The organism is Streptomyces sp. NPDC005784, assembly GCF_042871525.1.
GTDB lineage: Bacteria > Actinomycetota > Actinomycetes > Streptomycetales > Streptomycetaceae > Streptomyces.
The window spans coordinates 102,146-121,544 of sequence record NZ_JBIAIQ010000009.1; the positions used below are offsets into that span (position 1 = coordinate 102,146).

Consider the following 19,399-nt stretch of genomic DNA (forward strand, 5'->3'; position numbering starts at 1 on the left):
TTCTCTCCAGTAGGGGAAGCGCAACGTCGAACAAGCGTGTAGCTTCCGGGGGATGGAGAGCCGGGGGGCTCCTAATCCACGGGGAACCAGTGGGGATGCTTGGGGGGACTGGGGGGTTGCCTGATGGGAGTGCGGCTCATGGTGGTCGACGACCACCGACTGCTCGCCGAGGCGTTGGCCTCGGCATTGAAGCTGCGCGGGCACCGGGTGCTCGCCGCGGCCGCGCCCGCCGCGGGGGCGGCGGAGCTGGTGATCACACGGGCACCCGAGGTGTGCCTGATCGGTACGGCGACACCTGACGAGCCGGGGATCTTCGACCCGGTGGTGCGGATCAAGCGGGAGCGCCCCCAGGTGGCGGTCCTGGTGCTCGGCCCGGTACCGAACCCGCGCGGGATCGCCGCCGCGTTCGCCGCCGGCGCCTCCGGATATGTACGCCATGACGAACGCATAGAGGGCGTCGAGCGCGCGATCATGAAGGCGAGGGCGGGCGAGGCGGCGGTGGCCCCGCAACTGCTCCAGGGCGCCTTCAGTGAACTGCTCAACCCCGCCGCCCAGCCCGACGACGAGGGCCAGCGACTGCTCCAGATGCTCACACCCCGCGAGGTGGAGGTCCTGGTGCGGGTCGCCGACGGGGAGGACACCCGGCTCGTCGCGGCGGGCATGGGCATCGCCCCGTCCACGGCCCGCACCCATGTCCAGCGGGTCCTGATGAAACTGGGCGTGGGCTCCCGCCTCGAAGCGGCGGCTCTCGCGGCCCGCACGGGACTGCTGGACCGGGCGGGCCCGGTCCCGACACCGCTCGGGGATACGGACAACTCCCTCTGAGGCGTACGGGACTCTACGAGATCCACAGGGGCTACGAGGGGGGCTTGCCCTCCTCGAAGCTCGCGAAGTACGCGGCGGCCATGTCCTCGTCCCCGTGGCCGAGGGCGCCCGCGCGGCCGAGGCGGTCGGCGGTGGCCTCGGCGACGTCCAGACGCACGCCGTGCCGCTGCCCCGCCCGCACGATCAGGCGGGCGTCCTTCTCGGCGGTGGTGACGGCGAAGCTCGCCGGGGACAGCCGGTCCTCCAGGATGAGGGCGGCCTTCGCGTGCAGATAGCCCATGTCGAGCGGGCCGCCGACGATGAGGTCGAAGAAGTCCTGCGGGTCCACGCCGAGGCCCTTGGCCAGGGCGAGTGCCTCGCCGGTCGCGGCGGTGGCGGCGAGGACCCAGCTGTTGGCGACGAGCTTGAGCCGGGTGGCGCTGCCCGTCGAGCCGTCCTCGCCGGTCCACACGGTACGGGCGCCGACGGCGTCGAAGACGGGCGTCACGGTGTCCCGGGCCGCGCTCGGGCCGGCGGCGAGCACCGTCAGCTGTCCGGACTCGGCGGGTGCGCGCGTTCCGAGGACGGGCGCGTCGAAGAAGACGAGCCCGTGCGCGCCGGCGAACTCGGCGAGCTCGCCGAGTGTCTCGGTCCCGGCGGTCGTGCACTGCGCCCAGACGGCCCCGGCGTGCAGCCCGGGTGCCGCCCGGCGCATGACGTCGAGGACGGCCGGCCCGTCGTACAGCATGGTCAGGACGACATCGGCGCCCCGCACGGCCTCTTCCGGGGTGTCCGCGATGCGCACACCGTCGTTGGCCAGCGGCTCGGCCTTGGCGCGGCTGCGATTCCAGACGCGGACGTCGTGTCCGGCGCGGGCGAGGTTGCGGGCCATACCGGCCCCCATGATTCCGGTGCCGAGGACGCTGACGGTCGGTTTGTCGGTCATGAAGTCAGCTTCCCCCCTCCGGGTGGGGAGAGCCAGGCATCACATGCGGACGTGGTGCTCGATGTCCTCCCTGAACTCGGTGAGCGCCTGGGCGGTGAGGGAGGGACGGGTGTCGGCGATGGCGGTGAGGTAGTCCTCGGTGTCGGCCGGTGCGCCCCGGCGGTCGGTGACTTCGCGTTCGAAGGCGGCCTGGGAGCCCTTGAGCGCGGCGAACTCGATGTCGGCGGGGGTGAACATCTCGCTGGCCGCCACCAGCCGACGCAGTTCGACCCCGTCGGCGGCGGGGCCGAGATAGCGCCGCCAGATCGCTTCCCTGGCGGCCGGATCGGGGGGACCGACCGGGATGACGTAGTCGAACCGGCCGGGGCGCAGGAACGCCGGATCGAGGGAGCGCACGGAGTTGGTGGCGCAGATCAGCAGACGGTCGTCGTGATCGCGGAAGCCGGGGATCAGCTTGAGCAGTTCGTTGGTGACTCCGTGGCCCGGGTCGACGGCCGTGCCGGACCGTACGCCGGCGATCTCCTCGACTTCGTCGATGAACAGGAGAACGGTCTCCAGCCCGGCCAGATCGGTGAACGTCTCCCGCAGCGAGGTGGCCAGACTCCCGTCCCCCGCGGCGAGCCTGGAGGGGAAGAGTTCCACGAACGGCCACTCCAGCCGTGAGGCGACGGCCCTGGCGAAGCTGGTCTTGCCGGTGCCCGGCGGGCCGAAGAGGATGACCGCCTTGGGCGGCCTCACCCCGTACCGGTCGGCCAGCGCGGGCTCGGCCAGCGGCAGCACGATCCGCCGCTCGATGGCTTCCTTCTCACGCTCCATCCCGGCGAGGGAACCCCAGAGTCCCGGTGGCTGGACCCGCCCGCCGAGTTCCGCGAGGAGACCGGCGTCGCCCGCGCCGAGATGCTCGACCTTCTCGTAGAAGACCAGACCCTCGCGGGTCCGGTAGCCGGAGTTCTCCAGGGCCGCGGTGCCGGTGGCCTCCGGGGCGAGCAGCGCGCCGATCCGGCGTATCCCCTGCGCGCGCAGCCGCCGCTCCAGCTCGGCGATCAGGGCGCTCCCGATCCCACGGCTGCGCCAGTTCCCCGCGAGCGCCACCAGCGTGATCCAGGCCCGGTCGCCCTGGGCCTGCGCCACGGCCATGCCCACCAGGTCGTCGCCGACGACCGCGACCACCGCGGACCCGCCGGTCCGGGCCGCGGCCATGACCTCGGACACGGGGAACACGGGAGGCGAATCGTCCCGCTGCCGGTCCTGGTCCCAGATCTGGATGGCACGGTCGAGATCGTCGTCGCGGAAGTCCCGCAATCGCCATGTCGGCATCGTCGCCACCTCGCCGGGTACCCATTCTCCGCGCAGATCGGATGCGTGGCGACCCGGCTGCCACCGGAGGCGTGATCAGCCGTGACTCCGTCGCTCAGACCTCGGGTGCGCCGAGTCCGCCGGACTTTATGCGGTGGAGGAGTTGGGCGAGGGGGCCGGGGGCGGTCGAGAGACGGGTCGCGGGGGCGTCGCTCTCGCGGAGGTGGATGGCGCGAGGGGTGGCGGCGAGCTCGACGCAGTCGTTCCCTTCACCGCCGCCGGAGAAGCCTGGAGCAGCTCAAAGCATGGTCGGAGCGGGCCGTCCACGTGACCGACCCGGCCCACCTGTTCACCCCCGAGCGGCCCGAGTAGTCCGATGGCTGCCAAGGGCCGGAGTCCCCACAGCGAACCCCGGCCCCCTGCATGGGTGTTACTCCGCCGTCGGCGGAGGGTGTTCCTCGGCCGGTGGCTCCGTCACCGGCAACGGCCGCAGCCACAGCCAGGTCAGGAAGAACAGGCCGAGGGCGAGCATGCCGAGGCCGGTCCAGAGGTTGATGTTGATGCCGCCCGCCTTGGCGAGGTCGGCGTCGGAGACCGTGATGCCGGCGATGGTGACGATGACGCCGTAGATCACGAACAGGCCGCCGATGATGCGGCGGATGTCGAACAGCCGAGCAGCGGTCGTGGACTTCTTCTCAAGGTCCGAGACCTCGCGCTGCGCGTCGCTTTCCGAATAGTCGGACATGGTTTCTTGATTCTCCCTCGTCGCAGCCGGTCGCAACTCGTCAGAACGAGATCGAGAACGGGATGTAGCAGGCGGCCGCCAGGATCAGCGCGCCCCAGCCCAGCAGGGCGGGCCTGCGGTACCAGGCGTCGTCGCCGGGGGCCGGCGGCTCGGCCATACCGGGGGACACCGTGCCGTAGACCAGGCCCCGCAGCTCCTCCGCGGGCTTCGGAGCGGTGAAGAGCGAGACCCCCACCATCACCACGCCACCGGCCACGAAGGCGACGATCGCGGAGACGAAGTTGGCGCCCTGGTCGGAGGGGAAGCCGACGATGTCCTGCTTGTAGAGGACGAAGTAGTTCACCATCGCGGCCGTCGTGCCGGCCAGCAGCCCCCAGAAGCCCGATTTCACCGACGCCCGCTTCCAGAACATGCCGACGATGAAGACTGCGAACATCGGCACGTTGAAGAAGGAGAAGAGCGTCTGGAGGTAGCTCATGATGTTGGAGAAGGACGAGGCCAGGAAGGCCGTGCCGATCGACGCCAGGACGCCGACGACCGTGATCAGACGGCCGAAGCGGACGTAATAGGAGTCCTCGCGGTCCGTCACCACGTACCTCCTCCAGATGTCCGACGTGAAGACCGTGTTGAAGGACGAGACGTTGGCCGCCATGCCCGCCATGAAGGCGGCCAGCAGACCGGTCACCGCGATGCCGAGGACACCGTTCGGCAGCAACTCCTGCATGAGATACGGGATCGCGTCGTTGTACTGGAGATCCGAGCCGCTCGTCCCGATCTTCGGGACCAGGACGGCCGCGACCAGCCCCGGGATCATCACCAGGAAGACGATGAAGATCTTCGGGTAGGCCGCGATGAGCGGGGTGCGCTGGGCCGCGGAGAGGTTCTTGGCCGACAGCGCGCGCTGCACCTCGGCGAAGTTCGTCGTCCAGTAGCCGAAGGACAGCACGAAGCCGAGACCGAGCACGATGGTCAGCCAGTTGGCGCCGAGCGGGTTGTCGCTGCCGATGCCCGTACCGTCCCAGGCCGTCGTGAAGTCGGCGCCGTGGGTCTTGTCGAGGGAGTCGGTCAGACCGTTCCAGCCGCCCACCCGGTTCAGGCCGAGCACGGCGATCGGGATCAGCGCCGCGAGGATCACGAAGAACTGGAGCACCTCGTTGTAGATCGCGGAGGAGAGGCCGCCGAGGGTGATGTACGCGAGGACGAAGAAGCCGGCGACCACGATCGCCACCCACTGCGGCCAGCCGAGCAGTGCCTCGACGACGATCGCGAGCGAGTAGAGGTTGACGCCGGCGATGAGGACGGCGGCGAAGGCGAACAGGATCGAACTCAGCAGGTGCGCCCATTTGTCGAAGCGCAGCAGCAGGAACTCGGGCACCGAGCGGACCTTGGAGCCGTAGTAGAACGGCATCATCACCAGGCCCAGGAAGACCATCGCCGGGATGGCGCCGATCCAGTACCAGTGCACGGTGTAGACGCCGTACTGGGCGCTGTTGGCGGCCATGCCGAGGATCTCGGTGGCGCCCAGGTTGGCCGAGATGAAGGCCAGACCGGTGATCCAGGCGGGCAGTGAGCGCCCGGACAGGAAGAAGTCGAGGCTCGTCCTCACCGAGCGGCGGGCCGCGAAGCCGATGCCCAGGACGACCACGAAGTAGATGCCGAGGATTGTGTAGTCGAGTGCGTTCGTGGGGAGTCGCAGCTCGGCGGCGAGCAGGGTGCCCGGTTGGGGCGGATATGTGGGGGACTGCATCAGAACTCGCTTCGTCGCGTGAACCTGTCGGACCGGAACCTATGTCTCCGCGTGGAGGAAATGCCCCCTTCGAGCGGTGTCCCTTGTTTGATTGTGACGTTGACTGTGGTGGTGGCTTGTGGTTTGTTGTGTTCGGTTATGTTTGAAGGTTTGATCGGGTGTTGATGGGGAGTCCGACTGTGAAGAAGACCTCGACCCGGCTCGCCGACGGTCGTGAGCTCATCTATTACGACGCGGGCGACGACCAGGTGCGCGACGCGGTGGACCGGCGCCCGCTCGATCCGACCGTCACCACCTCGGAGGTACGCCGCGACCCGCTGCTCGGCGATTCGGTGGCGATCGCCTCGCACCGCCAGGGGCGCATCTACCACCCCCCGGCGAACGAGTGCCCGCTGTGCCCGTCCTCCGGCGACCGGCTGAGCGAGATCCCCGACTCCTCGTACGACGTCGTCGTGTTCGAGAATCGCTTCCCCTCGCTGGCCGGCGACTCCGGCCGCTGCGAGGTCGTCTGTTTCACCTCCGACCACGACGCGTCCTTCGCGGATCTGACGGAGGCGCAGGCCGGTCTCGTCCTGGAGGCGTGGACGGACCGGACCGCCGAACTGTCGCATCTGCCCTCCGTCGAACAGGTCTTCTGCTTCGAGAACCGTGGCGCCGAGATCGGTGTGACACTCGGTCACCCGCACGGGCAGATCTACGGCTACCCCTTCACCACCCCCCGTACCGCACTGATGCTGCGCTCGCTCGCCGCGCACAAGGAGGCGACCGGCGGCGAGAACCTGTTCGACGAGGTCCTCGCACGGGAGCTGGCGGACGGCTCACGGATCGTCCTGTCGAGCGAGCACTGGGTCGCCTTCGTCCCGTACGCCGCCCACTGGCCGTACGAGGTCCACCTCTACCCGCGCCGCCGGGTGCCGGACCTGCTCGGCCTCGACGAGGACGCGCGCACAGAGTTCCCCCAGGTCTATCTGGAACTCTTGAGGCGCTTCGACCGGATCTTCGACGGACCGGACGGTGGGAAGGAAGGGACGGGCGAGCCGCCGACGCCGTACATCGCGGCGTGGCACCAGGCTCCCTTCGGCCCGCTGGAGGAGTTCGAAGGCGTCAACAGGGACGACTTCGCGCTCCACCTCGAGCTTTTCACCATTCGCCGCACTTCCGGCAAGCTGAAGTTCCTCGCGGGTTCCGAGTCCGGCATGAACGTGTTCATCAACGACGTGCCGCCGGAATCCGCGGCTCAGCGACTGCGAGAGGTAGCGAGTTCATGAGTGGGAAGTATCTGGTCACGGGTGGAGCCGGCTATGTGGGCAGCGTGGTCGCGCGCCACCTGATCGAGGCCGGCCACGAGGTCACCGTCCTCGACAACCTCTCGACGGGATTCCGCGAGGGCGTGCCCGCCGGTGCCGCGTTCATCGAGGGCGACATCCGCGACGCCGCCAAGTGGCTGGACCCCTCCTACGACGCCGTCCTCCACTTCGCCGCGTTCTCGCAGGTCGGCGAGTCCGTGGTGAAGCCCGAGAAGTACTGGGACAACAACGTCGGCGGCACCATGGCGCTGCTCGCCGCGATGCGCGAGGCGGGCGTGCGCAAGCTGGTCTTCTCCTCCACGGCCGCGACCTACGGCGAGCCCAAGACCACCCCGATCGTCGAGTCCGCGCCGACCCGGCCCACCAACCCCTACGGCGCCTCCAAGCTCGCCGTCGACCACATGATCACCGGCGAGGCCGCCGCCCACGGACTCGGCGCCGTCTCCCTGCGGTACTTCAACGTGGCGGGCGCCTACGGCGACAGCGGCGAGCGGCACGACCCCGAGTCGCACCTCATCCCGCTGGTCCTTCAGGTCGCGCAGGGCCGCCGCGACGCGATCTCCGTCTACGGCGACGACTACCCGACGCCGGACGGCACCTGCGTCCGCGACTACATCCACGTCGCGGACCTTGCCGAGGCGCACCTGCTCGCGGTCGAGGCCGCCACCCCCGGTGAGCACCTCATCTGCAACCTCGGCAACGGCAACGGCTTCTCCGTCCGCGAGGTCATCGAGACCGTGCGCCAGGTGACCGGGCACCCGATCCCCGAGGTCGTGGCACCGCGCCGCGGCGGCGACCCGGCGGTCCTGGTCGCCTCGGCGGAGACCGCCCGGGAGCGGCTCGGCTGGAACCCGTCCCGCGCGGATCTCGCGGGCATCGTCGCGGACGCGTGGGAGTTCGCACAGAACGTAGCGAAGGGGTAGCAGTGGAGCAGGTGGGGGTACGTGAGGGCTTCGAGGAGCTGTACGGTGCCGCGCCCGAGGGCGTCTGGGCGGCACCGGGCCGGGTCAACCTGATCGGCGAGTACACGGACTTCAACGAAGGGTTCGTGATGCCGCTCGCGCTGCCGCACACAGCGGTCGCGGCGGTGTCCCGCCGGTCCGACGGGGTGCTGCGGCTGCACTCGGCGGACATCGACGGCCCGGTCGTCGAGCTGCGCGTCGACGAGCTGGTGCCCCGGTCGGACACCGGCTGGGCCGCGTATCCGGCGGGTGTGGTGTGGGCGCTGCGCGAGGCGGGCCACGCCGTCGGCGGCGCTGACATCCATCTGGCCTCCACGGTCCCCACCGGCGCGGGGCTGTCCTCCTCGGCGGCCCTGGAGGTCGTCACGGCCCTCGCCCTCGACGACCTGTACGAACTCGGGCTCGGCCGCCCCGAGCTGGCACTCCTCGCGCAGCGCGCCGAGAACGACTTCGTCGGCGTGCCGTGCGGGGTCATGGACCAGACGGCGTCGGCGTGCTGCACCGAGGGCCACGCCCTGCACCTCGACTGCCGTGACCTGTCGATCCGCCAGATCCCCTTCGACCTCGCCTCCCAGGGCCTCGAACTCCTCGTCGTCGACACCCGGGTGAAGCACGCGCTCGGGGACGGGGCGTACGCCGAGCGGCGCGCGGGCTGCGAGGAGGGGGCGCGGCGGCTGGGCGTGTCCCATCTGCGCGACGTCGCGTACGACGACCTGGACGGGGCTCTCGCCCGCCTCTCCGACGAGCGCGTCCGCCGCTACGTCCGCCACGTCGTCTCCGACGACCACCGGGTGGACCGGGTCATCGGCCTGCTGGACGCGGGCGACGTCCGGGCGATCGGGCCGATCCTGACGGACGGTCACGCCTCGCTGCGCGACGATCTGCGGATCTCGTGCGCCGAGCTGGACCTCGCGGTCTCCACGGCGAACGCCGCCGGTGCGCTGGGGGCCCGTATGACGGGCGGGGGCTTCGGGGGCTCCGCCGTCGTGCTGGTGGAGTCCACCGACGTGGACAGCGTCACCAAGGCTGTCTCGGAGGCCTTCGCCGCGGCGGGCTTCACTGCCCCCCGGGTGTTCCCGGCCGTTCCTTCGGCGGGGGCCCGGCGCATCGGCTGACCCCCGGTTTCTTCGCCCCCTCCGCCCCTTCCCGTCCCGTACTCAGGGGCTCCGCCCCCCGAATCCCCGCTCCTCAAACGCCGGAGGGGCTGCGACTCTCAACGGCCGGAGGGGCTGAAATCCGTTTCGTCATGGTGTACTCCGTGATTCCCGGCGGGTAGTCGGGGATCACGCACACCACCTCGTAGCCGTGCTTGCGGTAGAAGTCCGGGGCCTGGAAGTCCCAGGTCTCCAAGCGGGCGGCGGTGCAGCCGCGTTCGGTGGCGGCGCGTTCGGCCTCGGTGAGGAGACGGGTGCCCAGGCCCGCGCCGCGGTGGCGGGCGTCGACCCACAGGTAGGTGATGTGGAGCCAGGTCGTCCAGGTGTGGCCCACCAGACCGCCGGCCAGCGCGCCGTCCTCGTCAAGGACCCAGATGTGGAGCGGGAGTTCACGTTCGCCCGGGGTTCCGCGCAGCGCGCGCAGCACCGGGGACGCCGCCGTGTTCGTGTCCAGCAGTTGTCTGCGGAGCAGATCCCGACGGTCTTTGTCGTCTCCTGTCTCGATACGAAACATACGGCTCACCATAAACGGGCCGGCCAACCAGTTCTGCAAATTGCCTTCCGCTCCTCGCCCCCGGCCGTACCCTGATGAACAGTGCCGGTGGGGGCCGGTGCTGATCAGGGGGCGAGACAGTCGGGTACGACGCCCGAAGTGGGGGTAGCACTTCCAGCACGGCGGCGGCCGTGCGGCTGCGGCACCTCGGTTTCGGGTCGCAAGCGGGCTCGGAATCGCTTCGGGCGCCGTACCCGTACGGACCGTCCCCCGACAGTGGGGGTTTCTGTGGTTCGCATCCGAGTACTGGTCGTCGACGACCATCGCATCTTCGCCGAGTCGCTCGCCGCCGCTCTCGCGGCCGAGCCCGACGTCGACGTGTCCGCCGCGGGCAGCGGTCCCGCCGCGCTGCGCTGCCTCGAGCGCGCGGCGGCCGAGGGCCGCCGCTTCGACGTGCTGCTCGTCGACGCGGACCTGGGCGGCAATCTGCCCGGCATGCGTCCGGCGGTGCCCGTCCAGGAGAGCAACGAGGACGGTCTGGTGGACGGCATCTCGCTCGTCGCCGGGGTGCGCTCCGGGCAGCCGAGCGTACGGATCGTCGTGCTGGCCGAGAAGGACGATCCGCGCCGGGCCGCGCTCGCCCTGCAGGCCGGGGCCTCCGGGTGGGTCGCCAAGGACTGTTCGCTGTCGCGGCTGCTCACCGTCATACGGGGTGTGCTGCGCGACGAGACCCATCTGCCGCCGGCGCTGCTCACCGGGGTGCTCCGGGAGCTCACCGCGGCGCGCAAGCACCGGACCGAGAGCGAGCGGCTCGTCGAGTCGCTGACGCCCCGGGAGCGCGAAGTGCTGCGGTGCATGGTCGCCGGGCTGGGGCGCAAGGCGGTGGCGGAGCGGCTGTTCCTGTCACCCCACACCGTCCGCACGCATATGCAGAACGTTCTCGGGAAGCTCGGTGTGCACTCCACCCTCGCCGCCGTGGCACTGGCCAGGCGCGCCGGGGTCGGACCCGTGGACCTATCCGGGGATGTTGTCGAACGGGGCGGTCAACTGGCGTAGCAGCCCGGCCAGTTCACCGCGCTGTGCCCGGCTCAGCTCGGCGAGGATCGCCCGCTCCTGGTCGAGCAGACCGGCCAGCGCCTGGTCGGCGCGGTCGCAGCCCTCGTCCGTGAGGCGTACGAGCACGCCCCTGCGGTCGCTCGGGTCCGGGAGGCGTTCCACCAGACCCTTCTTCGTCAGACGGTCGATGCGGTTCGTCATCGTGCCCGAGGTGACGAGCGTCTGGGTGAGCAGCTGTCCGGGGGAGAGCTGGTAGGGGGATCCCGCGCGCCGCAGGGCCGTCAGGACGTCGAACTCCCATGGCTCCAGGCTGTGCTCGGCGAACGCCAGCCGACGCGCACGGTCCAGATGCCGGGCCAGCCTGCTCACCCGGCTCAGCACCTCGAGCGGTTCCACGTCGAGGTCCGGGCGCTCCCGGCGCCACGCAGCGACCAGCCGATCGACCTCGTCCTCCATGACGATCAGTGTAGTGGTTGTGTCGACATGAAGTCTCTTGAGATGGAGTCTCTTTAAATCGAGTTTCTTGATGGAGAGTTTCTTGACGTCGAGATATTTTTTCTGTGAGGCTGGAGACCCAGAACGGTCCGGCCACCGCTGTCCCACTCCGCGGTCCGCGACCTCTCCGGCGACTTTCGAGGAGGCCACCCATGACTGCCGCCACCACCCCCAGCTGGGACCCGGGCCAGTATCTGCGCCACTCCCGGCACCGAGCCCGCCCCTTCGCCGACCTCCTCGCCCAGGTCCCGGAACTCCCCGGCGAGCCCGCCCGCATCGCCGACCTCGGCTGCGGCCCCGGCAACGTCACAGTCCAGCTCGCCGACCGCTGGCCCACCGCCCGCATCACCGGCTACGACAACTCCGCCGAGATGCTCGCCAGGACCGAGGAGCACGCCGGTCCCACGGCCGGCGGCGGACGGCTCGACTTCGCCCACGCGGACCTCACCGACTGGGCGCCCACCGAGACGTACGACCTGATCACCTCGAACGCCGCGTTCCAGTGGGTGCCAGGACACCTGGAGTCGTTCCCCGGCTGGCTCGACGCGCTCGCGCCCGGTGGCACCCTCGCCTTCCAGATGCCCAACAACACCGACGCCCCGCTGCACGTCCTGCTGCGCGAACTCGTCGCCTCCCCGCGCTGGAAGGGCCTGCTCGGCGACACCCCGCGCCGCACGGACTCGGTCCACGACCCGCTCGTCTACCTGGACCGCCTGGAGTCCCTCGGCTGCCGGACGGACGTCTGGGAGACGACGTACATGCAGCTGCTGACCGGGCCGGACCCGGTGCTCGACTGGGCGAAGGGGACCGCGCTGCGGCCCGTGCTCACCGCCCTCGCGGACGATCCCGAGGCCCTGGACGCCTTCGTCGCCGCCTACCGGGACCTGCTGCGCGACGCCTACCCGGCGCGGCCGTACGGCACGGTGCTGCCGTTTCGCCGACTGTTCGCCGTCGCCCGGAAGGAGGCCTGATGCTCGCCGCCCTCGACCATGTCCAGCTCGCCGCCCCGCCGGGCTCCGAGGACCGCCTGCGCGCGTACTACGTCGACGCGCTCGGCATGACCGAGATCCCCAAGCCGCCCGTCCTCGCCGCCCGCGGAGGCTGCTGGTTCCGGGCGGGGGACGTCCACCTGCACCTCGGGATCGAGGCCTCCTTCCGTCCGGCGAAGAAGGCCCACCCCGGACTGCGCGTCACGGGCATCGACGCGTACGCCGAGCGGATCGCGGCCGCGGGCGCCCCCGTGACCTGGGACGAGGACCTGCCCGGCCACCGGCGATTCTTCTCCGAGGACCCCGTCGGCAACCGCCTCGAATTCCTGGAGCCGCTCGTCCGCACGTGACAAAGCCCCCGGGAGGCTCAGCTCCCGGGGGCTTTTCGTCGCTCTCGCGCGGGCCCGGAGCCGAGCCGGGAGCGCGATCCAGGCCTTGGGATCCAGGCCTCGCGCTCTAGGCCTTGCGATGCCCTATCAACCGCGGCTTCGGCTCCAGGCCGTCCAGCCCGTGCCACGCCAGATTCACCAGGTGCGCGGCCACCTCCGCCTTGCGCGGCTTGCGGACGTCCAGCCACCACTGGCCCGTCAGCGCGACCATGCCGACCAGGGCCTGGGCGTACAGGGGCGCCAGCTTCGAGTCGAAGCCGCGGCTCTTGAACTCGCGGCCCAGGATGTCCTCCACCTGGGTGGCGATGTCCGAGATCAGCGACGCGAAGGACCCCGTCGACTGGGGGATGGGGGAGTCGCGGACCAGGATGCGGAAGCCGTCCGTGTACTCCTCGATGTAATCCAGGAGGGCGAACGCGGCCTGCTCGCAAAGCTCGCGCGGATGGCCCGCCGTCAGCGAACTGGTCACCATGTCAAGGAGCCGGCGCATCTCGCGGTCCACCACCACCGCGTACAGCCCCTCCTTGCCGCCGAAGTGCTCATAGACCACCGGCTTGGAGACACCGGCCTTCGCCGCGATCTCCTCCACCGACGTGCCCTCGAAGCCCTTGGCCGCGAACAGGGTGCGGCCGATCTCCAGCAGCTGCTGACGGCGCTCGGCGCCGGTCATGCGGGTGCGGCGTGCACGCCGCGGCTTTTCATTGCTCGGGGTGCTGCTGGAGTCGGTCGCCACGCCGTCAATCATGCCGCTTCAGCGGTTTCCGTCTTGCGTCGGGAGCTGTTCCCGTCGTCGCTGCGGCGCGAATCGATACGCGAGCGTGACGGCCAGCGCACGTCGTACGCCCAGCCGAGCTGCTCGCACCAGCGGATGATCCGGGCCGAGGAGTCGATCTGGCCCCGGTCCACACCGTGCCGGGCCGACGTCGGGTCGGCGTGGTGGAGGTTGTGCCAGGACTCGCCGCACGAGAGCACTGCCAGCCACCACACGTTGCCCGAGCGGTCACGCGACTTGAAGGGGCGCTTGCCGACCGCGTGGCAGATCGAGTTGATCGACCAGGTGACGTGGTGCAGCAGCGCCACCCGGACGAGGGAGCCCCAGAAGAATCCGGTGAACGCGCCCCACCAGGACATCGTCGCCAGGCCGCCGATCAGCGGCGGCAGGGCGATCGAGAGCAGGGTCCAGAGGATGAACTGACGCGAGATCGCCCGGATCACCGGGTCCTTGACCAGATCCGGCGCGTACTTCTCCTGAGAGGTCCGCTCCTCGTCGAACATCCACCCGATGTGTGCCCACCACAGGCCCTTCATCAGCGCCGGGACCGTCTCGCCGTAACGCCACGGCGAGTGCGGGTCGCCTTCCGCGTCGGAGAACTTGTGGTGCTTGCGGTGGTCGGCGACCCAGCGCACGAGAGGGCCCTCGACCGCCATCGATCCCGCGATGGCGATCGCGATCCGCAAGGGGCGCTTCGCCTTGAAGGAGCCATGGGTGAAGTAGCGGTGGTAGCCGATCGTGACGCCGTGGCATCCCAGATAGTAGAAGAAGACCATCAGGCCGAGATCCAGCCAGCTCACCCCCCAACCCCAGACCAGCGGCACCGCCGCGAGCAGCGCGAGGAACGGAACGGTGATGAAGAGAAGAAGAGTGATCTGTTCGAGTGACCCCTTCTTCTCGCCACCGAGGGTGGCGGCGGGGAGCGAGGTGTCGTCGTTGTCCGCCTGCGGGGCGTCGTCGATCACATCGGAACTCGTGGTCATGGGCGTCCCCTGTGGGGTTCGAGGGTGAGGAAGGGCGGGGAAGGGTGTCCGGGTGCGAACCCAGCGTCCTCCCGCCGTCCGACGGGAATACCTACGGGTCCGTAACCTACGGCGTCGTAAGTATGTCAGCGCGTAGCCCGGCGGCAAGAGCCCGTGAGCCTGCGCGTCCGAGGGGACACCTATCCTTGGTATCGGTCGGACAGCGCGGTCCGTTCTGATTTCTTCCCGGATGCCACCTCCTTAAGCGGCACCCGCCGCGCGCGGTCGTCACCCGGGTTCCCTCCCAGACGAGCTTCAGACGAGATTCCCCACTCTTCAGACGAGCTTCAACACTGCAAGGAGCCGCACCTGTGAGCAGTGCCGACGACCAGACCACGACGACCAGCAGCGAACTGCGCGCCGACATCCGCCGCCTGGGCGATCTGCTCGGTGAGACCCTCGTACGTCAGGAGGGCCCCGAGCTCCTGGAACTGGTCGAGAAGGTCCGCCGCCTGACCCGCGAGGACGGCGAGGCCGCCGCCGAGCTGCTGCGCGGCACCGAACTGGAGACCGCCGCCAAGCTGGTCCGCGCCTTCTCGACCTACTTCCACCTCGCCAACGTCACCGAGCAGGTGCACCGCGGACGCGAGCTGCGCGCCAAGCGCGCCGCCGAGGGCGGCCTCCTCGCCCGTACGGCCGACCGGCTCAAGGACGCCGACCCCGAGCACCTGCGCCAGACGGTCAAGAACCTCAACGTGCGCCCGGTGTTCACCGCCCACCCCACGGAGGCGGCCCGGCGCTCGGTCCTCAACAAGCTGCGGCGCATCGCCGCGCTCCTGGAGACCCCGGTCATCGAGGCCGACCGCCGCCGCTACGACACCCGCCTGGCCGAGAACATCGACCTGGTGTGGCAGACGGACGAGCTCCGGGTCGTCCGTCCCGAGCCCGCCGACGAGGCACGCAACGCCATCTACTACCTGGACGAGCTGCACGCCGGTGCCGTCGGCGACGTCCTGGAGGACCTCACGGCCGAACTGGAGCGCGTCGGCGTCGTCCTCCCGGACGAGACCCGGCCCCTCACCTTCGGCACCTGGATCGGTGGCGACCGCGACGGCAACCCGAACGTCACCCCCGACGTCACCTGGGACGTCCTGATCCTCCAGCACGAGCACGGCATCAACGACGCCCTGGAACTCATCGACGAGCTCCGGGGCTTCCTGTCGAACTCCATCCGCTACACGGGCGCGACGGAGGACCTGCTGGAATCCCTCCAGACCGACCTGGAGCGCCTGCCGGAGATCAGCCCCCGCTACAAGCGCCTCAACGCCGAGGAGCCCTACCGGCTCAAGGCCACCTGCGTCCGGCAGAAGCTGGAGAACACCAAGCTCCGGCTGGCCAAGGGCACGCCCCACGAGGACGGCCGCGACTACCTCGGCACCGCCGAACTGCTGCGCGACCTCAAGCTCATCCAGACCTCGCTGCGCGAGCACCGCGGCGGCCTGATCGCCGACGGCCGCATGAACCGCACCATCCGCACGCTGGCCGCCTTCGGCCTCCAGCTCGCCACCATGGACGTACGCGAGCACGCGGACGCCCACCATCACGCCCTCGGCCAGCTCTTCGACCGCCTTGGCGAGGAGTCCTGGCGCTACGTGGACATGCCGCGCGAGTACCGGGCGAAGCTCCTCGCCAAGGAGCTGCGGTCCCGGCGCCCGCTCGCCCCGACCCCCGCGCCGCTGGACGCCGCCGGCCACAAGACGCTCGGCGTCTTCGAGACCGTCAAGCGCGCCCTGAAGATCTTCGGGCCCGAGGTCATCGAGTCGTACATCATCTCGATGTGCCAGGGCGCCGACGACGTCTTCGCCGCCGCCGTCCTCGCCCGCGAGGCCGGACTGCTCGACCTGCACGCCGGCTGGGCGAAGATCGGCATCGTGCCGCTCCTGGAGACCACCGACGAGCTCAAGGCCGCGGACACGATCCTGGAGGACATGCTCTCCGACCCCTCGTACCGCCGTCTGGTGGCGCTGCGCGGGGACGTCCAGGAGGTCATGCTCGGCTACTCCGACTCCTCCAAGTTCGGCGGCATCACCACCTCGCAGTGGGAGATCCACCGCGCCCAGCGCCGACTGCGCGACGTCGCCCACCGCTACGGCGTACGTCTGCGCCTCTTCCACGGCCGCGGCGGCACCGTCGGCCGCGGCGGCGGCCCCTCGCACGACGCGATCCTCGCGCAGCCCTGGGGCACCCTGGAGGGCGAGATCAAGGTGACCGAGCAGGGCGAGGTCATCTCCGACAAGTACCTGGTCCCCTCGCTGGCCCGCGAGAACCTCGAACTGACGGTCGCCGCCACCCTCCAGGCCTCCGCCCTGCACACCTCGCCCCGCCAGTCCGACGAGTCGCTGGCCCGCTGGGACGCGGCGATGGACGTCGTCTCCGACGCCGCCCACTCCGCCTACCGGCGGCTCGTCGAGGACCCCGACCTGCCGACGTACTTCCTCGCCTCCACGCCGGTCGACCAGCTCGCCGACCTGCACCTGGGCTCGCGGCCCTCCCGCCGCCCCGGCTCGGGCGTCTCGCTCGACGGACTGCGCGCCATCCCGTGGGTCTTCGGCTGGACCCAGTCCCGGCAGATCGTGCCTGGCTGGTTCGGCGTCGGCTCCGGTCTCAAGGCGCTTCGCGAGGCGGGCCTGGACACCGTGCTCGACGAGATGCACGAGCAGTGGCACTTCTTCCGGAACTTCCTCTCGAACGTCGAGATGACCCTCGCGAAGACCGACCTGCGGATCGCCCGCCACTACGTCGACACCCTCGTCCCCGACGAGCTCAAGCACGTGTTCGACGTCATCGAGGCCGAACACGAGCTGACCGTGCGCGAGGTGCTGCGCATCACCGGCGGGGAGACCCTGCTCGACACCAACCCGGTGCTCCAGCAGACCTTCGCCATCCGTGACGCCTACCTGGACCCGATCTCCTACCTTCAGGTCGCCCTCCTCAAGCGCCAGCGCGACGAGGCCGCGGCCGGCCAGGCGGCCGACCCGCTGCTCTCGCGGGCCCTGCTGCTGACGGTCAACGGCGTGGCGGCGGGACTGCGCAACACCGGCTGAGTACACATGAAGGCGCCCTCCGCGCTCGTACCCGTACGAGCGCGGAGGGCGCCTTCATGTGTCCGCGCGGGTGCCCGCAGGGCTGTACCTACAGGGCCAGGAACGCGGCCGTCAGCAGCGCGATCCCCGTGCCCGCCATCAGCCAGGCCACGCGGGTCAGCCGCAGACCGCCCGCGACCACCACCGAGGCGAGCAGCAGGGCGCCCGCCAGGGGGACCCACGCGTAGAGCAGGCCCGCCGGACCACTGCGTACGACCTCGTCGCTGCCGGGCTTCACCGTGACCGTGTACGTCCGGCCCTTCTTCACCGCCACCGACTGGTCGATGACGACGCGGGCCCGCGCCCGTGAACCCGGCGACACCGGCGTGTACGGGCCCGTGCACACCTCGCCCGAGCACGCCCGCACGGCGATCGTGCCCTGCTCCCGGCCCTTGCTCAGCATCACGTGCTGCGCGGTGCCCCAGGAGGCCCAGATGCCCGCGATCAAGATGAGCCCGGTGACCAGGCCCATCGCCGCGAGCTGCCCGATCCGCAGCGCCGCGAACGCGCTCTGACTGGAGGTGACGGCACGCATGGCGGGGATCATTGGCCATGGCCGCGCGCTCGGTCAACTCCGGTGGGGGACAAGTCGGCAGTTGTACGAGTACATCGACCGCCCGGCCGCCCCCTTCCGGTCTTCCCGCCCGGCCCCGCGGGCTCTCGGCCAGTCCCTCAGGAGTTGTACGTGCCCTGGGCCCGCTCCAGGCCCTCGATCACCAGGCACTCCGCCGCGTCCGCCGCGCGGTCCACGAAGTAGCCCAGCTCCTTGCGCTCGGCCGACGCGAAGTCCTTCAGCACGAAGTCCGCGACCTGCATACGGCCCGGAGGGCGCCCGATGCCGAACCGCACCCGGTGATAGTCGGCGCCCATCGCCTTCGTCATGGACTTCAGCCCGTTGTGGCCGTTGTCGCCGCCGCCCAGCTTCAGCCGCAGCACGCCGTAGTCGATGTCGAGCTCGTCATGGACCGCCACGATGTTCGCGGTCGGCACCTTGTAGAAGTCCCGCAGCGCGGTCACCGGGCCACCGGACAGGTTCATGTACGACATCGGCTTGGCCAGGATCACCCGGCGGTTCGCCGGACCGGGCGGCCCGATCCGCCCCTCGATCACCTGGGCCTGCGCCTTGCCCGCCCGCTTGAACTTCCCGCCGATCCGCTCCGCCAGCAGATCGGCCACCATGAAGCCCACGTTGTGCCGGTTCATGGCGTACTCGGGGCCCGGGTTGCCGAGGCCCACGATCATCCAGGGCGCGTTGGCGTCGGTCGTCACGTCCGTGTCTCCCATGTGTCCTTGATACGCGGCAGCCGCCGCTCCCGACAGGAGCGGCGGCTGACACAGATGAAGATTCCCGGGGGGATCAGGCCTCGGCGGCCGCGGTCTCGCCCTCGGCGGCCGGCTCCTCGGCCTGCGCCGACAGGACCTGGATGACGACCGCGTCCGGGTCGATCGCCAGCGTGGTGCCCTTGGGGAGCTCGATGTCCTTGGCGTGGATGGAGGCGCCGGCCTCCAGGCCCGCGATGGAGACGGTGACCGACTCCGGGATGTGGGTGGCCTCGGCCTCGACCGTCAGGGTGTTCAGCACGTTCTCGACGAGGAAGCTGCCCGGGGCCAGCTCGCCCTCGGTCTGCACGAAGACCTCGACGGTGACCTTCTCGCCGCTCTTCACGAGGAGCAGGTCGACGTGGTCGAGGCTGCCCTTGATGGCGTCACGCTGGACGGCCTTCGGGATCGCCAGCTGGGTCTTGCCCTCGAGGTCCAGGGTGAGCAGGACGTTCGGGGTACGCAGGGCGAGCTGCAGCTCGTGGCCCGGCAGCGTGATGTGGAGCGGCTCGGTGCCGTGACCGTAGACGACTGCGGGGACCTTGGCCTCGCGGCGGATGCGGCGGGCGGCGCCCTTGCCGAACTCGGTGCGGGTCTCGGCGGCGAGCTTGACCTCGGACATGTTCACTCCTCGTAGATCCTGGGGATGGGGGTCCCCCCTGCTCGACCGAAGTGGAGAGCTCGGGGGAGGTCACCCGGCCGAACCATCGGCCTGCTACGAAGAGCGCGTCGATAACGGATTGCCGCACAGAAGTGCGGCCTCCCTCGCCGAGCAACTGTGACAGCTTACGGGGCGGGGAGGCCGTACATGAAATCGAT

The 19,399-nt window shown here is 70.2% G+C and carries 19 protein-coding genes and 1 pseudogene; 8 read left to right on the plus strand and 12 right to left on the minus strand.

What is annotated here, in order from left to right; all coding sequences use genetic code 11:
* Positions 1–123 precede the first annotated feature (123 nt).
* Positions 124–825, plus strand: a complete 702-nt coding sequence (locus tag ACFYR3_RS17425; protein WP_389283685.1) for a LuxR C-terminal-related transcriptional regulator — start codon at positions 124–126, stop codon at positions 823–825.
* 31 nt (positions 826–856) lie between these two features.
* Here ACFYR3_RS17425 and ACFYR3_RS17430 read toward each other — a convergent pair whose 3' ends face one another.
* The 5 genes and pseudogenes from ACFYR3_RS17430 to ACFYR3_RS17450 all read right to left on the minus strand — a co-directional run bounded on the left by ACFYR3_RS17430 (position 857) and on the right by ACFYR3_RS17450 (position 5,538).
* Positions 857–1,750, minus strand: coding sequence for an NAD(P)-dependent oxidoreductase (locus ACFYR3_RS17430; RefSeq protein WP_389283687.1), 894 nt, complete (start codon positions 1,748–1,750; stop codon positions 857–859).
* 39 nt (positions 1,751–1,789) lie between these two features.
* The gene (locus ACFYR3_RS17435) at positions 1,790–3,067 is read right to left on the minus strand and encodes a bifunctional GNAT family N-acetyltransferase/ATP-binding protein (protein ID WP_355845872.1); all 1,278 of its coding nucleotides are present in this window, start codon (positions 3,065–3,067) and stop codon (positions 1,790–1,792) included.
* Between the two features lie 94 nt (positions 3,068–3,161).
* Positions 3,162–3,320, minus strand: a pseudogene (locus tag ACFYR3_RS17440) (DUF397 domain-containing protein); the annotation flags it as partial.
* Positions 3,321–3,476: 156 nt separating this feature from the next.
* The gene (locus ACFYR3_RS17445) at positions 3,477–3,791 is read right to left on the minus strand and encodes a hypothetical protein (RefSeq protein ID WP_355845875.1); all 315 of its coding nucleotides are present in this window, start codon (positions 3,789–3,791) and stop codon (positions 3,477–3,479) included.
* A 40-nt stretch (positions 3,792–3,831) separates the two neighbouring features.
* On the minus strand, positions 3,832–5,538 hold the full coding sequence (locus tag ACFYR3_RS17450; protein WP_389283689.1) for a sodium:solute symporter family protein: 1,707 nt from the start codon (positions 5,536–5,538) through the stop codon (positions 3,832–3,834).
* Positions 5,539–5,717: 179 nt separating this feature from the next.
* Between ACFYR3_RS17450 and galT the strand changes: the two genes are divergently transcribed.
* Genes galT through galK form a run of 3 tightly spaced genes read left to right on the plus strand, consistent with a single transcriptional unit; the run spans position 5,718 to position 8,922 of the window.
* Positions 5,718–6,806, plus strand: a complete 1,089-nt coding sequence (galT, locus tag ACFYR3_RS17455; protein WP_355845881.1) for a galactose-1-phosphate uridylyltransferase — start codon at positions 5,718–5,720, stop codon at positions 6,804–6,806.
* Positions 6,803–7,768, plus strand: coding sequence for a UDP-glucose 4-epimerase GalE (gene galE / locus ACFYR3_RS17460; protein WP_389283691.1), 966 nt, complete (start codon positions 6,803–6,805; stop codon positions 7,766–7,768). The genes galT and galE overlap by 4 nt, the downstream gene beginning before the upstream one ends.
* Positions 7,769–7,779: 11 nt before the next feature.
* On the plus strand, positions 7,780–8,922 hold the full coding sequence (gene galK, locus ACFYR3_RS17465) for a galactokinase (RefSeq protein ID WP_355846104.1): 1,143 nt from the start codon (positions 7,780–7,782) through the stop codon (positions 8,920–8,922).
* Positions 8,923–8,995: 73 nt separating this feature from the next.
* On the opposite strand, the gene ACFYR3_RS17470 is transcribed toward galK, so the two are convergent.
* Positions 8,996–9,487: a GNAT family N-acetyltransferase gene (locus ACFYR3_RS17470; protein ID WP_389283693.1), complete on the minus strand. Its 492-nt coding sequence runs from the start codon at positions 9,485–9,487 to the stop codon at positions 8,996–8,998.
* A 255-nt stretch (positions 9,488–9,742) separates the two neighbouring features.
* Here ACFYR3_RS17470 and ACFYR3_RS17475 point away from each other — a divergent pair, with 255 nt between their 5' ends.
* Complete coding sequence (locus ACFYR3_RS17475; RefSeq protein WP_355845887.1) at positions 9,743–10,510, plus strand: response regulator transcription factor; 768 nt, start codon at positions 9,743–9,745, stop codon at positions 10,508–10,510.
* Here the strand turns inward: ACFYR3_RS17475 and ACFYR3_RS17480 are convergent.
* Entirely contained in the window at positions 10,469–10,966 is a 498-nt protein-coding gene (locus ACFYR3_RS17480; protein WP_261703948.1) for a MarR family winged helix-turn-helix transcriptional regulator, read from the minus strand. The two genes, ACFYR3_RS17475 and ACFYR3_RS17480, sit on opposite strands and share 42 nt — an antisense overlap.
* A gap of 191 nt (positions 10,967–11,157) precedes the next feature.
* Between ACFYR3_RS17480 and ACFYR3_RS17485 the strand changes: the two genes are divergently transcribed.
* On the plus strand, positions 11,158–11,976 hold the full coding sequence (locus ACFYR3_RS17485) for a trans-aconitate 2-methyltransferase (protein ID WP_389283695.1): 819 nt from the start codon (positions 11,158–11,160) through the stop codon (positions 11,974–11,976).
* Positions 11,976–12,344: a VOC family protein gene (locus ACFYR3_RS17490; RefSeq protein WP_355845892.1), complete on the plus strand. Its 369-nt coding sequence runs from the start codon at positions 11,976–11,978 to the stop codon at positions 12,342–12,344. Before ACFYR3_RS17485 ends, ACFYR3_RS17490 begins: the two co-directional genes overlap by 1 nt.
* A 106-nt stretch (positions 12,345–12,450) precedes the next feature.
* Here the strand turns inward: ACFYR3_RS17490 and ACFYR3_RS17495 are convergent, their stop codons facing one another.
* The gene (locus ACFYR3_RS17495; RefSeq protein WP_355845895.1) at positions 12,451–13,128 is read right to left on the minus strand and encodes a TetR/AcrR family transcriptional regulator; all 678 of its coding nucleotides are present in this window, start codon (positions 13,126–13,128) and stop codon (positions 12,451–12,453) included.
* Positions 13,125–14,138: a fatty acid desaturase gene (locus ACFYR3_RS17500; RefSeq protein ID WP_355845897.1), complete on the minus strand. Its 1,014-nt coding sequence runs from the start codon at positions 14,136–14,138 to the stop codon at positions 13,125–13,127. The genes ACFYR3_RS17495 and ACFYR3_RS17500 overlap by 4 nt, the downstream gene beginning before the upstream one ends.
* A gap of 350 nt (positions 14,139–14,488) precedes the next feature.
* Here ACFYR3_RS17500 and ppc point away from each other — a divergent pair, with 350 nt between their 5' ends.
* The gene (gene ppc / locus ACFYR3_RS17505; protein ID WP_355845900.1) at positions 14,489–17,221 is read left to right on the plus strand and encodes a phosphoenolpyruvate carboxylase; all 2,733 of its coding nucleotides are present in this window, start codon (positions 14,489–14,491) and stop codon (positions 17,219–17,221) included.
* An 88-nt stretch (positions 17,222–17,309) separates the two neighbouring features.
* Here the strand turns inward: ppc and ACFYR3_RS17510 are convergent, their stop codons facing one another.
* The 3 genes from ACFYR3_RS17510 to ACFYR3_RS17520 all read right to left on the minus strand — a co-directional run bounded on the left by ACFYR3_RS17510 (position 17,310) and on the right by ACFYR3_RS17520 (position 19,202).
* Positions 17,310–17,807 carry a hypothetical protein gene (locus ACFYR3_RS17510; RefSeq protein WP_355845903.1) on the minus strand — a complete coding sequence of 166 codons (498 nt, stop codon included), beginning with the start codon at positions 17,805–17,807 and terminating at the stop codon, positions 17,310–17,312.
* A 125-nt stretch (positions 17,808–17,932) separates the two neighbouring features.
* Positions 17,933–18,544, minus strand: coding sequence for an aminoacyl-tRNA hydrolase (gene pth / locus ACFYR3_RS17515; protein WP_355845905.1), 612 nt, complete (start codon positions 18,542–18,544; stop codon positions 17,933–17,935).
* 73 nt (positions 18,545–18,617) lie between these two features.
* Entirely contained in the window at positions 18,618–19,202 is a 585-nt protein-coding gene (locus ACFYR3_RS17520; RefSeq protein WP_355845907.1) for a 50S ribosomal protein L25/general stress protein Ctc, read from the minus strand.
* Between the last annotated feature and the right edge of the window lie 197 nt (positions 19,203–19,399).

Bases quoted from the DNA above. Each gene is read 5' to 3' on its own strand.
- pth (WP_355845905.1), bottom strand. From the start codon at position 18,544: ATGGGAGACACGGACGTGACGACCGACGCCAACGCGCCCTGGATGATC.
- ACFYR3_RS17495 (WP_355845895.1), bottom strand. From the start codon at position 13,128: ATGATTGACGGCGTGGCGACCGACTCCAGCAGCACCCCGAGCAATGAA.
- ACFYR3_RS17435 (WP_355845872.1), bottom strand. From the start codon at position 3,067: ATGCCGACATGGCGATTGCGGGACTTCCGCGACGACGATCTCGACCGT.
- ACFYR3_RS17425 (WP_389283685.1), top strand. From the start codon at position 124: ATGGGAGTGCGGCTCATGGTGGTCGACGACCACCGACTGCTCGCCGAG.
- ACFYR3_RS17480 (WP_261703948.1), bottom strand. From the start codon at position 10,966: ATGGAGGACGAGGTCGATCGGCTGGTCGCTGCGTGGCGCCGGGAGCGC.
- ACFYR3_RS17520 (WP_355845907.1), bottom strand. From the start codon at position 19,202: ATGTCCGAGGTCAAGCTCGCCGCCGAGACCCGCACCGAGTTCGGCAAG.
- ACFYR3_RS17470 (WP_389283693.1), bottom strand. From the start codon at position 9,487: ATGGTGAGCCGTATGTTTCGTATCGAGACAGGAGACGACAAAGACCGT.
- ACFYR3_RS17510 (WP_355845903.1), bottom strand. From the start codon at position 17,807: ATGATCCCCGCCATGCGTGCCGTCACCTCCAGTCAGAGCGCGTTCGCG.
- ACFYR3_RS17500 (WP_355845897.1), bottom strand. From the start codon at position 14,138: ATGACCACGAGTTCCGATGTGATCGACGACGCCCCGCAGGCGGACAAC.
- ACFYR3_RS17430 (WP_389283687.1), bottom strand. From the start codon at position 1,750: ATGACCGACAAACCGACCGTCAGCGTCCTCGGCACCGGAATCATGGGG.
- ACFYR3_RS17485 (WP_389283695.1), top strand. From the start codon at position 11,158: ATGACTGCCGCCACCACCCCCAGCTGGGACCCGGGCCAGTATCTGCGC.
- ACFYR3_RS17445 (WP_355845875.1), bottom strand. From the start codon at position 3,791: ATGTCCGACTATTCGGAAAGCGACGCGCAGCGCGAGGTCTCGGACCTT.
- ACFYR3_RS17450 (WP_389283689.1), bottom strand. From the start codon at position 5,538: ATGCAGTCCCCCACATATCCGCCCCAACCGGGCACCCTGCTCGCCGCC.
- galE (WP_389283691.1), top strand. From the start codon at position 6,803: ATGAGTGGGAAGTATCTGGTCACGGGTGGAGCCGGCTATGTGGGCAGC.
- ACFYR3_RS17490 (WP_355845892.1), top strand. From the start codon at position 11,976: ATGCTCGCCGCCCTCGACCATGTCCAGCTCGCCGCCCCGCCGGGCTCC.